Source organism: Stenotrophomonas sp. STEN046, assembly GCF_056759755.1.
Window position 1 is genome coordinate 166,546 of the sequence record NZ_JBRRDR010000002.1, and the last position, 14,660, is coordinate 181,205.

At 66.1% G+C, this 14,660-nt stretch carries 14 protein-coding genes; 7 read left to right on the forward strand and 7 right to left on the reverse strand.

The window, feature by feature from the left end:
- Window positions 1–20: 20 nt before the first annotated feature.
- From ACVOLJ_RS02080 to ACVOLJ_RS02105, 6 genes are all read right to left on the reverse strand, one after another.
- Entirely contained in the window at window positions 21–2,078 is a 2,058-nt protein-coding gene (locus ACVOLJ_RS02080) for an acyltransferase family protein (protein WP_481563330.1), read from the reverse strand.
- A gap of 67 nt (window positions 2,079–2,145) precedes the next feature.
- A complete protein-coding gene (locus tag ACVOLJ_RS02085; protein WP_475280623.1) occupies window positions 2,146–2,829 on the reverse strand; it encodes a DUF2058 domain-containing protein in 684 nt (227 codons plus the stop codon).
- A 10-nt stretch (window positions 2,830–2,839) separates the two neighbouring features.
- Complete coding sequence (locus tag ACVOLJ_RS02090; protein ID WP_025876828.1) at window positions 2,840–3,079, reverse strand: SlyX family protein; 240 nt, start codon at window positions 3,077–3,079, stop codon at window positions 2,840–2,842.
- Entirely contained in the window at window positions 3,072–4,421 is a 1,350-nt protein-coding gene (locus ACVOLJ_RS02095; RefSeq protein WP_475280624.1) for a UDP-glucose dehydrogenase family protein, read from the reverse strand. Before ACVOLJ_RS02095 ends, ACVOLJ_RS02090 begins: the two co-directional genes overlap by 8 nt.
- A 23-nt stretch (window positions 4,422–4,444) precedes the next feature.
- Window positions 4,445–5,422: an FKBP-type peptidyl-prolyl cis-trans isomerase N-terminal domain-containing protein gene (locus ACVOLJ_RS02100; protein WP_475280625.1), complete on the reverse strand. Its 978-nt coding sequence runs from the start codon at window positions 5,420–5,422 to the stop codon at window positions 4,445–4,447.
- A 96-nt stretch (window positions 5,423–5,518) separates the two neighbouring features.
- Window positions 5,519–6,106, reverse strand: a complete 588-nt coding sequence (locus ACVOLJ_RS02105) for a glutathione peroxidase (protein WP_481563331.1) — start codon at window positions 6,104–6,106, stop codon at window positions 5,519–5,521.
- A 612-nt stretch (window positions 6,107–6,718) separates the two neighbouring features.
- Between ACVOLJ_RS02105 and ACVOLJ_RS02110 the strand changes: the two genes are divergently transcribed.
- From ACVOLJ_RS02110 to ACVOLJ_RS02135, 6 genes are all read left to right on the forward strand, one after another.
- Window positions 6,719–7,078 carry a GntR family transcriptional regulator gene (locus ACVOLJ_RS02110; RefSeq protein ID WP_012511573.1) on the forward strand — a complete coding sequence of 120 codons (360 nt, stop codon included), beginning with the start codon at window positions 6,719–6,721 and terminating at the stop codon, window positions 7,076–7,078.
- Window positions 7,078–7,968 (forward strand): ABC transporter ATP-binding protein, encoded by an 891-nt coding sequence (locus ACVOLJ_RS02115; protein ID WP_475280627.1) that lies wholly within the window; start codon window positions 7,078–7,080, stop codon window positions 7,966–7,968. The genes ACVOLJ_RS02110 and ACVOLJ_RS02115 overlap by 1 nt, the downstream gene beginning before the upstream one ends.
- Window positions 7,965–8,993 (forward strand): hypothetical protein, encoded by a 1,029-nt coding sequence (locus tag ACVOLJ_RS02120; protein ID WP_481563332.1) that lies wholly within the window; start codon window positions 7,965–7,967, stop codon window positions 8,991–8,993. Before ACVOLJ_RS02115 ends, ACVOLJ_RS02120 begins: the two co-directional genes overlap by 4 nt.
- Window positions 8,994–9,016: 23 nt before the next feature.
- Window positions 9,017–9,901, forward strand: coding sequence for a GIN domain-containing protein (locus tag ACVOLJ_RS02125; RefSeq protein WP_481563333.1), 885 nt, complete (start codon window positions 9,017–9,019; stop codon window positions 9,899–9,901).
- Window positions 9,902–9,933: 32 nt separating this feature from the next.
- Complete coding sequence (locus tag ACVOLJ_RS02130) at window positions 9,934–10,539, forward strand: YggN family protein (RefSeq protein WP_481563334.1); 606 nt, start codon at window positions 9,934–9,936, stop codon at window positions 10,537–10,539.
- Between the two features lie 107 nt (window positions 10,540–10,646).
- Window positions 10,647–11,072: a hypothetical protein gene (locus tag ACVOLJ_RS02135; protein WP_475280631.1), complete on the forward strand. Its 426-nt coding sequence runs from the start codon at window positions 10,647–10,649 to the stop codon at window positions 11,070–11,072.
- A gap of 57 nt (window positions 11,073–11,129) precedes the next feature.
- Here ACVOLJ_RS02135 and ACVOLJ_RS02140 read toward each other — a convergent pair whose 3' ends face one another.
- Window positions 11,130–12,557: a class II fumarate hydratase gene (locus ACVOLJ_RS02140; protein ID WP_481563335.1), complete on the reverse strand. Its 1,428-nt coding sequence runs from the start codon at window positions 12,555–12,557 to the stop codon at window positions 11,130–11,132.
- A 289-nt stretch (window positions 12,558–12,846) separates the two neighbouring features.
- Between ACVOLJ_RS02140 and purB the strand changes: the two genes are divergently transcribed.
- The gene (gene purB, locus ACVOLJ_RS02145; protein ID WP_481563336.1) at window positions 12,847–14,214 is read left to right on the forward strand and encodes an adenylosuccinate lyase; all 1,368 of its coding nucleotides are present in this window, start codon (window positions 12,847–12,849) and stop codon (window positions 14,212–14,214) included.
- The last annotated feature ends 446 nt before the right edge of the window (window positions 14,215–14,660 follow it).

A 14,660-nucleotide genomic window follows, 5' to 3' on the forward strand; every position in this document is an offset into this window, starting at 1 on the left:
CCGCCGGGCATGGCCCGGCGTCACGGTTGTTGCAGCGCCTGCTGCAGCGAAGGCAGCAGCAGGCGGTTGGCATAACCGCTCAGATGGTCACCATCGAAGAACAGCGGCTTGCCCTCCCGGGTCGGCAGGCATTGCTCGCCGGGGCACAGCAAGGGCATCGGGTCCCAGATGGATGCACCTGGCAGACCGGCGGCAACCTGCTGCAGGCCGGCCAGCACCGGCTCGCGCAGCTGCTCGATCTCGCTGCGCGCGACGGTCATGCCGTTGGCGCAGATCGGGTTGTGCCGATTGAACACATCCGAGCAGCGGTACGGTGGCGCCGGCAGCACCGGCTTGGGCGCCTCCAGCACGATGTGCACGCCACGTCCGGCCAGCGGCGTGAGCTGCTCGATCCAGTGCGCGATCTCGGCCTTGCGCCCCGCAGCGGCCCGCTCGCTCAGATGTTCGGCACGTACCTGGTCAGCGTCGAACAGCGCGTACTGCTCGGACAGGCGTGGCAGACGCAGCCCTGCCAGCAGGACCACATCGCCCGGCTGCGCGCGTGCCTGGATATCCTCCAGCACGTTGCGCGCATAGGCCTCGCAGGCAGGGTTGGGCCCCTGCCAGGCACGCAGCCCGACCAGCGCGCAGCCGCCGCTGCTGTACAGCCGGATCGGCGCGCCATCGAGCACAGCCAAACGCTGCAGCGTCTCGTGATACGCCAGTGCATGCGAGTCGCCTGCAACGAACAGCTGGCGGGTGGATGCCGTGCGTCCGGGACAGTCGCCGCGCTCGTAAAGACGGGCCTGCCCGCCCAGCACCGGCACGTTGTTCACCCGCACACGGCAGTCGGGGATTTCCTTCTTCAACCCCTTGGCATAGGGGTACCAGTCCAGCGGGGCACGGCTGACCACGCTGAGCGAGGTGTACTGTTGGGTCTTGACCAGCGCAGACTGCAGCCCGGCCCCCAGCACCAGCACACCCAGCCCCGCTGCAACCCAGCGTGCGTTGCCCATGCGCCAGCGCGCGCCGTGCCGGAGCGGTTGCTCCACCCAGCGCCACGACAACCACGACAGCAGCACCACACACAACAGCGCGGCGACGCCGGTGCCCACGGTTTCCAGGCCCACCGTCCAGCGGAACAGCACGAACACTGGCCAGTGCCAGAGGTACAGCGAATAGGACAGGCGCCCGACGGTCACCATCGGCTTGCTCGCCAACGCGCGCCCTACCCAGCCCCCCGGCGAACGCTGCAGCAGACCGAGCAGGCCCAGCGTGCCCAGCACCGGCCACAAGCCGTCGACCCAGGGTGAATGCCCCGGTCGCGCGGACCACAGCCCATGGCCCAGCACCACCACGCTCAGCAGCAGCAACGGCGAGCGCCAGCTGAAGCCGCGCGGCGCAAGGGGTGCCGGCGCGAACCTGCCGCTCAGCGACAGCACCTGGAACAGCAGCACGCCGGCGCCAAGCTGCCAGAAGCGCGTGGTGGTCAGGTAGAAGGCATCGATTTCATGACCGCCCTGGCGTGCGCGGAACACCGCATACAGCAGCGATGCCACGGTCGCTGCAGCAAACAGCCCCAGCGACAGCCAGCGTCCGCGCGGACCCTTGGCCCAGGCCAGGAACAGCAGCGGGAACAGCAGGTAGAACTGCTCTTCGACACCGAGCGACCAGGTGTGCGTGTATGGATTGAACTCGGTGCGCGGCGAGAAGTAATCGTTGCCGGTGCTGGCCAGCACCCAGTTGCTCAACCCGACGAAGGCCATGCGACCGGTCTTGTCGCTGGTCTCGCTGAGCCAGGATTCGGGAATCAGCAGCGCGCTGAGCATCGCCGTCACCAGCAGGCAGACCACCAGTGCCGGGGCGATGCGGCGCATGCGCCGTGCATAGAAGCGCGCCAGCCCGGCCCAGCCGCCAACCGCCGGCAGGCGATCCACCGAGGCACTGACCACGAAGCCGGAAATGACGAAGAACACGTCCACGCCGGTGAAGCCACCCGGCAGCCAGCTGGCCTTGAGGTGGTAGAGGATGACGGCCAGTACCGCGATCGCGCGCAGGCCGTCGATATGCGGGAAGTACCCGGAACTGCGTTCCTGCATGACCCTGCTCCTGACATGCAACGGGCGCCTGACGGCGCCCTTTGCGTTCAACATGAAAGGCGTTTGCTTACCAGACCAGGTCGTCGGGCACCTGGTACTGCGGATCGGCGTACGGATCTTCCTCGGCCGGTGCGTTGGGGTCGACCTTCAGCGCCACCGAAGCGGCAAACACCGCTTCGGACTGCGCCAGCACGTCGGCGGTCACCAGCAGGTAACGGCCATTGAGCTGGACCACGCCCAGTTCGCCGGCATTGAGCGCCTTGAGCTGCTCTGCGGTGACATAGATGCGCTTGATCTTGCCGCCATAGGGGAAGTGGCGCGCGATATCGGCCGCCTCGGCATTCAGGCTCTTGTCCTTCAGCAGTTCTTCCAGCTTCACCTTGGCCTCGCGGCGCTGGCGTGCTTCTTCCTGCTTCAGGCGCTCGGTCTCGATGCGCTCTTCCTTCTCCCGCTGCGCACGGATCGCGTAGGCCTTGGCCAGATCCATTTCCTCGGCGGTACGCGGCTTGCGCGGACCCTGCCCGTGGCCCTGGCCACGCGCCTGCCCGGGCTTGCCCGGGCCACCATGGCCATGCGAACGGCGCTCGCCGGGCTTGTGTTCGCCCTTGCCGGCCTGCTGCGGCTTTCCATTGCCAGCACCACCCTTGCCCTGCGGGCGGCCATCACGGCGGGGGGCATCGTTCTTGCGCTCGGGCTTGGGCGCAGGCTTGAAGCCCAGGCCCATCAGCTGGTCGCGGAGGGTATCGCTCATAGGATATGGATCAGTAGTGCGGCGGCGGCGGTTCGCTCGCCGGGTCAGAAGAATTCAATGCATTGCGGACCTTGCCCAGGTCCTCCAGCAGCACACGCAGGATGCCGGCATTGCGGCTGCCTTCCATGCGTGCGTCTGCCAGTGCATCGCTCAGTTCGGCCAGTGCGTGTTCCTGGAAGGACACCCGCATCTCCAGCTCGACCAGGCGCGCTTCCAGCGCCTGTTCGCGTTCGGTTGGTACCTCAGACATGCAGCGAACGCCCCCGGCCAATGCCGTAATACGCAAGGCCAGCGGCCTCGACCTCGGCCGGCTCATACAGATTGCGGCCATCAAACACCACAGCGTCCTTCAGCCGCTCGCGCAGCATCTGGAAATCGGGGCTGCGGAACTGTTTCCACTCGGTCACCACCACCAGCGCATCGGCACCCTGCAGGGCATCGTCGGCGCTGTCACAGAACACCAGGTCATCGCGCTCGCCAAAAATGCGCTGCGATTCATGCATCGCTTCCGGATCATAGGCACGCACCGTCGCCCCACCCTCCCACAACTGGGCCAGCAGGCGGCGGCTGGAGGCTTCGCGCATGTCGTCGGTATTGGGCTTGAAGGCCAGTCCCCACACGGCAAACGTCCTGCCGCGCACGCCTTCGTCCTCGCCCTTGTCATAGTGGCGCTGGATCAGCGCGAACAGATGGCCCTTCTGCGATTCATTGACCGCCTCCACCGCGTTCAGCAGCTTCGGCTCCAGGCCGGCCTGCTGCGCGGTACGGGCCAGCGCCTGCACGTCCTTGGGGAAGCACGAACCGCCATAGCCGGCACCGGGGTAGATGAAGTGCCAGCCGATGCGCGGGTCCGAACCGATGCCCTGGCGGACCTGCTCGACGTCGGCACCCACGCGCTCGGCGATGTTGGCGATCTCGTTCATGAACGAAATCTTGGTTGCCAGCATCGCATTGGCGGCGTACTTGGTCAGCTCAGCCGAACGCACATCCATCTCGACCACGCGATCGTGGTTGCGATTGAACGGCGCGTACAGCCGGCGCATGACCGCAACAGACTCGGCACTGGTCGCGCCGATGATGATGCGGTCAGGCCGCATGCAATCGGCAACCGCGTCGCCTTCCTTCAGGAATTCGGGATTGGACACGACGTCGAACGTGATGTCCGCACCGCGCGCTGCCAGCTCTTCGGCAATGGCCGCACGCACCTTGTCGGCGGTACCGACCGGCACCGTCGACTTGTTGACCACCACGGTCGGCACTGAAATATGCCGACCGATGGTGCGGGCCACGGCCAGCACGTACTGCAGATCGGCGCTGCCATCTTCGTCCGGCGGCGTACCCACGGCGATGAACACCACCTGGCCGTGGCCGATGGCGGTTGCCGCGTCGGTGGTGAACGCCAGCCGCGACGCAGCATGGTTGGCCTTCACCATCGGCTCCAGGCCGGGCTCGTAGATCGGAATGATGCCCCGGTTGAGCCCATCCACCTTGGCCTGGTCGATATCGACGCAGACCACCTGGTGGCCGACATCCGCCAGGCAGGTGCCGGTCACCAGTCCTACATAGCCGGTACCAAAAATCGCAACGCGCATATCCGTGCTGACTCCGTGGTGGCTTACGGCAGGACGCCCAGCAACTCGACGTCGAAGGTCAGTGCTGCGTTCGGGCCGATCGGACCACCCGGGGTACCGTTCTCGCCGTAGGCCAGCTCGCCCGGAATCCAGAAGCGGTACTTGGAACCGACCGGCATCAGGGCCACGCCCTCGGTCCAGCCCTTGATGACCTGGTCCAGGCCGAATTCGGCCGGGCCACGACCCGCGGAGCTGTCGAACACAGTGCCGTTGAGCAGCTTGCCTTCGTAGTTCACGCGCACCTTGCTGGACGGCAGCGGACGCTCGCCGCTACCCGGGCGGATCACCTGGTACTGCAGGCCCGACGGGGTGGTCACCACGCCCGGCTGGGTCTTGTTCTTGGCCAGGAACGCATTGCCTTCCTGACGGTTGGTCTGCGCGGCCTGGGCGGCCTTGGCCTGCATCTCGGCCTGCTTGGTGCCCATGAAGGCCTGGATGGTGGCGGTCGCGTCAGCTTCGGTCATCTTCGGCTGACCCTTGGCCAGCGCGGTGCCGATCGCGTCAAACAGCGCGGCGGTGTCGATATCGTCCTTCAGCTGCGCCAGCGACGGGCCTACCGAGTAGGAACCGATCATCTGCGCGACCTTGACGCGGTCGACCTTGGCCGGCTGCGAACCCGGCGCAACGCCCGGCACCTGCTGGCCACTGCGGGCCATCACGACCTGGCGCAGGGCGGCATCGGTAGCCTTGGCCTGTTCCTGGGTGATCTGCGGCTGCAGGCCTTCAAACGAGCGCTCCACGGCGGTGCGCAGGGCGGCCACATCGATTTCATCAGCGATCGGTGCGAACGACTTGGCAACATCCAGACCGATGGCGTAGCCGAGCTTCTGCTTGGGAGAATTCAAGGTTGCGGTTTCCTTGGCCGCCGAAGGTGCGGCCGGTTGTTGCGACAGTGCGACACCCGAGGTGCCCATCGCCAGAATCAGAACCGACGCCGCGGCGCCGCGCATTCCCATCTTCATTCGCTGCATTCCTGGAAGTGACTGGGCGCCGACGTCGGCGCGAAAAGAAGCATTGTCGCACGCATGCCGTCGATGTCGAGGCATCCGTGCCGGTGTTTACCGCGCAGCCGGCGCCGCGAGTGCCTTGTCGATGGCCGCCTTCAACTGCGGATCATCGGGCGTGACCTTGCTGGCGAACTCGGCAATGACCGTGCCATCGCGGCCAACCAGATACTTGTGGAAATTCCACGCCGGCGCCACGCCGGTCGCGGCGGTCAAGCGCTGGTACAGCGGCGTGGCCTGGGCACCGGTGACATGCACCTTTTCAAACATCGGGAACTTCACGCCGTAGGTCAGCGTGCAGAAATCCTGGATCTGCTTCTCATCACCCGGTTCCTGGCCCTTGAAATCATTGGACGGGAAGCCGAGCACCGCAAATCCCTTGCCGGCGTACTGCTTCTGCAATGCCTCCAGCCCTTCGTACTGCGGGGTATAGCCGCACTTGCTGGCGGTATTGACCACCAGCAGCACCTGCCCGTGATAGCGCTGCTGCAGGTTGACCTGCTGCTTGCCCGCCAACGGCCGATAGGACAGATCCAGCAGATCGGCCGCCAGCGCACCGGCCGAGCAGGCCAGTCCGGCAGCCAGCACGGTCAACAGGGACAGGCCGCGAAGGCGGCGCGAGGGGGCAGTCGACAAGGGCATGGGAGACGTTCCGCGGTAACCGGTTCAGGGGTCCGGCCGTGACCGGCCGGGAATCGGCCGAACTATAGCACCGGGGTCGGCCGGCCCCTGGCACCGCAGGCACTTGCCGGCTTTGCGGGCCTTGGCGGGAGACGACACGGGCACCTTTCTGCCCGCGCCTGATGACATAGCATGGACATTACTGAATGGAAGACGGCCTGCGGCACACCGCCACGCCTTGCACATTTCAATAAATATCAATGACTTGAACCGATATTTCCGGCAGATGACCACCCCTGCCATCAGTTGGGTGGTGCCAGGACTTGCACGTAGGCGTGCCGGTGTTATAGTTGCATACAACACCAGTCACCTGAGACAGGGGGAAACCATGAACACCCGGATGCGTCGCAGCCATACCGCTCCCGCGGTCACCGCCGTATCAACCCTGTTTGTCCTGGTCTGGCTGGCGATGCCGGCACCCCCGGCCGCTTCCTCCCCCTCGCAAGACCGCCTGCAGGACGCAGCAGTACCCTCGGCAGGAACCGCCGAACCCTCCCCCCCGCGTCGGCTGCACAGCTCATTGTCCATGCCGTATTTCTCGTTCGCACAGCCGCTGACCCCACGGAGCTGAACATGAGCGACATCCAGTGGAGCGACGGCGCTCCCATCTACCGCCAGCTGAAGGAACGCGTGATCGCCATGATGCTTGACGGAATCCTCAAGCCGGGCGATGCCCTGCCTTCGGTGCGCCAGGTGGCCGCCGATTACCAGCTCAACCCCATCACCGTTTCGCGCGCCTATCAGGAGCTGGCCGATGAAGGCCTGGTCGAGAAGCGCCGCGGGCTGGGTATGTTCATGACCGAGCAGGCGGCCACGCAGCTGCGCAGCAGCGAGCGTGAGCGCTTTCTCAATGAAGAATGGCCGGCCGTCCTGGAGCGCATCCAGCGACTGGGCCTGAGTCTCGACGAATTGCTGCCCCAGGGGAAATTCTGATGAACGCCAGTCCCACTACCGCTGTTCCCAGCGACGCTGTCATTACCGCCCGTAGCCTTCGCAAGGCCTACAAGAACACCGTCGCGCTCGACAACGCCAGTTTCTCCATCCCCGCTGGCCGCATCATCGGCCTGATCGGCCCCAACGGTGCCGGCAAGACCACTGCACTGAAGGCCGTGCTGGGCCTGACCTCGGTAGAGGGCGAGTTGAACGTGCTGGGCCGTGATCCGCGTGCACACCGCGACGACCTGATGAACGACATCTGTTTCATCGCCGATGTCGCCGTGCTGCCGCGCTGGCTGAAGGTCCGCGAGGCGATCGACTTCGTGGCCGGCGTGCATCCGCGCTTCGACCGCGCCCGCTGCGAGCGTTTCCTGGCCAACACCAAGCTGCAGCCCAGGCAGCGCGTGCGTGAAATGTCCAAGGGCATGATCGTGCAGTTGCACCTGGCACTGGTGATGGCCATCGACGCCCGCGTGCTGGTGCTGGACGAACCCACGCTCGGCCTGGACATCCTGTACCGCAAGGAGTTCTACCAGCGCCTGCTGGAAGACTACTTCGACGAACAGAAGACGATCATCGTCACCACCCACCAGGTCGAGGAGATCGAGCACATCCTCACCGACGTGATGTTCATCCGCGATGGTCGCATCGTGCTCAACGCAGAGATGGACGAGGTGGGCGAACGCTACACCGAACTGCTGGTAGGCACCGACCAGCTTGAAACCGCCCGCGCACTGAAGCCCATCGACGAGCGCAGCCAGGCCTTCGGCAAGACCGTCCTGCTGTTCGACGGCGTACCCCGCAGCCAGCTGGCCAGCCTGGGTGAAACCCGCAACGCCGGCCTTGCCGATCTGTTCGTCGCTGTCATGAAGGGGACCTACGCATGAATGCCGTCAACCATCCCGTCAGCCCGGCAGGCACCCTGCGCTGGCTGCTCAAGCGCGAGTACTGGGAAAACCGTGGTGGCTTCCTGTATGCCCCGTTGATTGCCGGCCTTGTATCGCTCGTGATGAGCGGCATCGGCATCGGCCTGGGCCTGTTCGCACTGCACCGCGCCGCCCGCGATGGCGGCCTGCATGTCGATGGCGAAGACATCAACATCAATGGCCTGGACCTGGCAGTGCTGACCCGCGACATCAGCGCCAAGGATATTGCCGACCTGGGCAACGGCCTGGACCTGGCACTGGTGCTGACCTCGTCCTGGCCGCTGATCGTGCTGGCCTTCGTGGTGTTCTTCTACTGCCTGGGCGCCCTGTACGACGACCGCCGCGACCGCAGCATCCTGTTCTGGAAATCGCTGCCGCTGTCGGACACCCAGACCGTGCTGTCCAAGGTGATCAGCGCGCTGATCATCGCACCGTTCATCGCCATCATCGCCTCCAGCCTGACCCTGGTCGCCTTCCTGCTGGTGCTCTGCCTGGTGGTGGTATCCCACGGTGGCGACGCGATGCAGCTGGTCGTTGGCCCGGCCAATCCGGGCAGCCTGATCCTGGGCATGCTGGTGTCCATCCCGGTGTACGCGCTGTGGGCGCTGCCGACCGCCGGCTGGCTGCTGCTGTGCTCGGCCTGGGCCCGCAGCAAGCCGTTCCTGTGGGCGGTGATGCTGCCGCTGTTTGCCGGCATCATCGTCAGCACCACCAAGCTGATGCACCTGTTCGACCTCACCACCGGCTGGTTCTGGCAACACATCGTCGGCCGCCTGCTGCTGGGCGCGATGCCCGGCATGGACCTGCTGTACCGCGTCGGCGGCAGTACCGAATCGCGACAGGATCTGGATTCGATCGTCGCCCTGATGGCACCCAGCGCGCAGCTGAAGTCGCTGGCGATGCCGGGACTGTGGATCGGTGCGGCCGTCGGCGTGATCTTCATCTTCCTCGCCATCCGCCTGCGCAGGCGCGCTGGCGAAATCTGATCTTCAACCTGGAGGCACCACCCATGCGTTCCCTGATTGCCTGTAGTGCGTTGTTGCTGCTGCCACTGTCGGCGCTGGCCGCCGATGCCCCGAACTGCAAGTTCTCTGCGCCGCGTACGCTGAAGATCGACACCGCCGGCGCCAGGGCGGTGGTGTTCGAGATCAACCAGCACGATCTGAAGGTGGTTGCCGGCGCGGGCGGCGGCCAGCTCGAAGGGCGGGCCTGCGCCTCCAACAAGGAGTGGCTGGAACAGCTGGTGCTGGACCAGCGCCGTGTTGGCGACAAGCAGGTGGTGAGCCTGCGCCGCGACAGCCGCGAGGCGTTGTCACTGGGTAGCAGCTATGCCTGGCTGGACATCCGCGGCAGCGTGCCGGACAACCTGCCGCTGCAGTTCAAGATCGGCTCCGGCGACGGCAGCGTGGAAAACGCGCAGTCGCTGAGCATGGACGTGGGTTCCGGCGACGGTATTGCCCGCGGCACCCGGGGCAGCGTGCATGCCGCCGTCGGCTCGGGCGACCTCGAGGTTGATGGCGCCGCATCGTTGAACCTGCTCTCGCTCGGCTCGGGCGACGTCGAGGCCCGCAACATCGCCGGCGATGCCAGCGTCGGCACCGTCGGCTCCGGTGACCTGAAGGTGACCGACGTGCGTGGCAACGCACGCCTGGATACCGTCGGCTCCGGTGACATCGGCTTCCGCAAGGTGCAGGGCAACGTCGAGATCGGCGTGGTCGGCTCCGGCGATGTCGATCTCGACGAGGTCGGCGGCAATGTCCGCGTGCGCAGCCATGGCTCGGGTGACATCAGGGTCGACGGTGTGCGCGGCAACCTGACCGTTGAGCACAGCGGCAGTGGCGAGGTCCAGCATCGCAACGTCGGCGGCACCACCACGCTGCCGCGCGGCAAGTAACTCCACCATCCAACCCGTCCGAGGGAACTGCCATGAACCTGCTGCGCCTGCTGCCTGCCGCCCTGCTGTGCCTGCCGTTGATTGCCTGTGGCGACCCCTCCTCCAGCCCGGACAACACGCCGGGCAAGGCGGCGGCGGAAACCTCCAGCGCCGTCGGCCGGACCGTCAAGGACGCCACCGACAAGGCACGCCGCGAAATCGCCGAAGGCAATATCAAGGTGTCCGCCGACGGCCAGCCCCGCGCCGAGATCAGCCCGGAGGGTCACCTGCTGATCGGGGGCAAGGCGGTGGCGATCGATGAGGCGCAGCGCCGGCAATTGCTGGACTACCGCGGCCATGTCGTCGGTATCGCCATGGACGGCATGGACATCGGCGTGGCCGGTGCCAGGCTTGGCGCCAGCGCCGCCGGCGAAGCACTGAAGGGCATTTTCAATGGTGACAGCGAGGGCATCGAGAAGCGCGTCAATGCCGAAGCGGCGAAGATCGAGGCGCAGGCCAAGCGCCTGTGCGAGCGCATGCCCGCAATGCTGGCCAGCCAGCAGGCGCTGGCCGCCTCGCTGCCGGCGTTCAAGCCCTACGCCACGATGGACCAGAGTGATGTCGACGACTGCGGCAAGGACACCGTCGTCAACCGCTGACCCTGTGACACATCAGCGCACCCGGCCGGCCGCGCAGCCGCGTTGCCGGCCGGTGCACTCCAGCGGGCTTACAATGGCAGCCCCCGGATGCACTTCGTTGAACTGCCATGAAAAAGCTGTTTCTGCTGCTGGCCGCCCTGCTCTGCCTGGGCCTGGTTGGCTGTGACCAGGACTACCGCAACCATCGCGCAGAGCGCGGCAAACCCAAGATCTCGGTCAGCGAAAGCATCGTGACCGTGCGCCGCCAGCCGGCGCCGAACATCATCATCCTGCCCGACGGGCAGATGAAGATCGACGAGATCCTGATCCCGCTCAACCCCGAGCAGAAGCAGATGCTGCAGACGATGTTCGGCAAGCTGCAGGTGCTGCGCCAGAACACGCTGGTGGCCGCTCCCGCCGACCCCAACATGCAGCCGGTGAAGATCGTCCCGCCGGAGGGCATGCAGGTGATTCCGCCGGATCTGGTGCAGACCATTCCCGAGTTCAAGGATTACACCGAGACCTTCGGCAACATCGTCGCCGACCGTCGCTGAAAGAAAACGCCGCCCACCCGGGCGGCGTTTTTCATTGACCCGGTAGCGCCGGGCCGGTCAACCGCCGGCGCCACCACCGCCAGCCTGGATGCCACCGGCGGTCAGCGCGGTCGGATCCAGCAGGCGGCGCAGTTCGGCTTCGGCCAGGCCGCTGTCTTCCAGCGCCACGTCCAGCACCGGGCGCTGTTCCTTGTAGGCGCGCTTGGCGATGGCCGCTGCCTTCTCGTAGCCGATGATCGGATTCAACGCCGTCACCAGGATCGGATTGCGCGCCAGCGCCTCGGCCACGCGGTCCTCGCGCACCTTCAGCCCGGCGATCGCACTGTCGGCCAGCAGGGTCGAGACATTGGCCAGCAGGCCGATGCCATCCAGCAGGTTCACCGCGATCAGCGGCAGCGTGACATTGAGCTGGAAGTTGCCGGTCTGGCCGGCCACGGTAATGGCGGTGTGGTGGCCGATCACCTGCGCGCAGGCCATCACGGTCGCTTCGGGGATGACCGGATTGACTTTGCCCGGCATGATCGAACTGCCCGGCTGCAGCGCCGGCAGCTCGATCTCGCCCAGGCCTGCCAGCGGACCGGCATTCATCCAGCGCAGATCGTTGGCGATCTTGATCAATGCCACCGCCAGCGCATTGAGCTGGCCCGACAGTTCCACCGCGTCGTCCTGTGCGGCCAGCCCCTCGAACTTGTTCTCGGCGCTGTCGAACTTGTACCCGGTCTGCTGCTTCAGTGCCTTGGCGACCTGCGCGCCGAAGCGCGGATCGGCATTGATGCCGGTGCCGATGGCCGTACCGCCCAGCGGCAGGCGACGCACCCGCTTCAGGCTGTCCTCAATGCGCTCCTGCGCCGAAGCCAGCTGTGCCGACCACGCACCGAACTCCTGTTCGAAGGTCAGCGGCATTGCATCCATCAGGTGGGTGCGTCCGGTCTTGACCACCTTGCGCAGGCTGCGCCCCTTCTTGTCCAGGGTCTTGCGCAGGTGCACCAGCGCCGGCAACAGCTGCTCATGGGTGGCCAGCACTGCCGACACGCGCAGTGCGGTCGGGATCACGTCATTGGAGCTCTGCCCCTGGTTGACGTGGTCATTGGGGTGCACGCTGGTCTTGCCCGCCTTGCCGGCACGGTTGGCCAGGGTGGCGATGACCTCATTGGCATTCATGTTCGACGACGTGCCCGAACCGGTCTGGTAAACGTCGATCGGGAACTGCGCATCCCAGCTGCCTTCGGCCACTTCAGCGGCGGCGGACTGGATGGCCTTGGCCACGGTCTTGGGCAGATGGCCCTGCTCGGCGTTGACGCCGGCGGCGGCACCCTTGACCAGCCCCAGTGCACGGATGAAACCGCGTGGCATGCGCTGGCCCGAGACCGGGAAATTCTGCACCGCGCGCTGGGTCTGCGCGCCCCACAGGGCATCTGCAGGCACCTGCAGCTCGCCCATGCTGTCGTGTTCGATTCTGAAACCCTTGCTTGCAGCTTTGCTCATTGCATCAACTCCGCACTACTTCAGTTGGGGAAAGGGAAGCGGCGGCTGGCAGGGTGTCGCTTCCCGGGCTGGCGGCTGCGCCAACGATACTCCCTTGCCGGCGGCGCGGGATGACGGGGACGGGCCAGATCGTTTCATCCGCACGGCCGTTTGCACGGGTAGCGCCGGGCCATGCCCGGTGAGCGCGCAGCGCGGCCAGCATCCGCCGGGCATGCCCCGGCACTGCCGAGCATGCGAAGGCCACGCGTCGTAGAATATCGGCCCCGCCGCTCGTCCCAGCCCTGCCGACATGTCCGATTCCGCCCTGCTCGCCCTGTCCCCGCTCGATGGCCGTTATGCCGGCAAGGTCGACGCCCTGCGCCCGATCTTCTCCGAATTTGGCCTGATCAAGGCGCGCATCACCGTCGAAGTCGAGTGGCTGCTGGCCCTGGCCAACGAGCCGGGCATCGTCGAGCTGGCCGCATTCTCCGAAGCCGCTGCCGGTCGCCTGCGCGCACTGGCCAGCAGCTTCAGCCCGGCCCAGGCCGCGCGCGTGAAGGAAATCGAGCGCACCACCAACCATGACGTCAAGGCGGTGGAGTACTTCATCAAGGAGCAGCTGAAGGACGACGCCGAGCTGGCCCCGGCCCTCGAATTCGTGCATTTCGCCTGCACCAGCGAGGACATCAACAACCTCAGCTACGGCCTGATGCTGGAACAGGCCCGCCGCGAGGTACTGCTGCCGACTCTGGACGGCATCGCCCATGCGCTGCGGACCCTGGCGCACGCCCAGGCCGGCCAGCCGATGCTGTCGCGCACCCACGGCCAGACCGCCTCGCCCACCACCCTGGGCAAGGAACTGGCCAACGTGGTCGCCCGCCTGGAACGCCAGCGCAAGCAGATTGCCGCGGTCGAGCTGACTGGCAAGATCAACGGCGCGGTCGGCAACTACAACGCCCACATCGCCAGCTACCCCGACGTGGACTGGCCGGCCTTTGCCGAGCGTTTCGTGACCAGCCTGGGCCTGGTGTTCAACCCGTACACCACGCAGATCGAGCCGCACGACAACATTGCCGAGATCGGCGATGCCGCGCGCCGCGCCAACATCATCCTGATCGACCTGGCCCGCGACATCTGGGGCTACGTTTCGCTGGGCTACTTCAAGCAGCGCCTGAAGGAAGGCGAAGTCGGTTCGTCGACGATGCCGCACAAGGTCAATCCGATCGATTTCGAGAATGCCGAAGGCAACTTCGGCATCGCCAATGCGCTTTTCGAGCATTTCAGCGCCAAGCTTCCGATCAGCCGCTGGCAGCGTGACCTGACCGACTCCACCGTGCTGCGCGCGCTGGGCACCGCGTTCGGCCACAGCCAGGTGGCGCTGGATTCGCTGGCCAAGGGCCTGGGCAAGCTGGAAGTGAACCCGCAGCGCCTGGATGCCGATCTGGATGCGGCCTGGGAAGTGCTGGCCGAAGCCGTGCAGACGGTGATGCGCCGCCATGGCCTGCCCAACCCGTACGAGCAGCTGAAGGCGCTGACCCGCGGCCAGGGCATCACGGCCGAGTCGATGCGCACCTTCGTGCAGGGGCTGGAGCTGCCGGCCGATGCCAAGCAGCGCCTGCTGGAGATGACCCCGGGCAGCTACACCGGCCTGGCCGAGGCGCTGGCGAAGAAGATCTAAGGGGTTTCCTTTGCGGCGGCGGCCGCGGGCGCTGCCTGCGGCAGGCTTGTACTGCAACGGCAACGGCAACAGCAACAGCAACAGCAACGTCAAGAGCGGCTCTGGATTGCTGCCAGCTGGGCGGGTCGGGATAGGCCAGCGGGACACGCCGTGAACCCATCCCTGGGGGCTCGATGGCGCCATCCATGGCGCCAACGGTCCCGCTGACCCATCCCGCCCCACCTCTGACAGTTTTCCGGTGACGGATCGAAGAGCGTTGGGTTGTCGGGACGGAATTTGAAAGAGGGACGCGGCTTCGCCGCGTCCCTCTTTTGTTTTTGGCTGTTTGTAGAGCAAGCGCAGCGCGCGACCCGCTGTTGCCTTTGATTTTCTTCTTCCATTCCGTGGCGGACCCCGCAGGAAACTGTCAGGGGCCGGGGGGGGGGGGGGGGGCCGGGGGGGGGGGG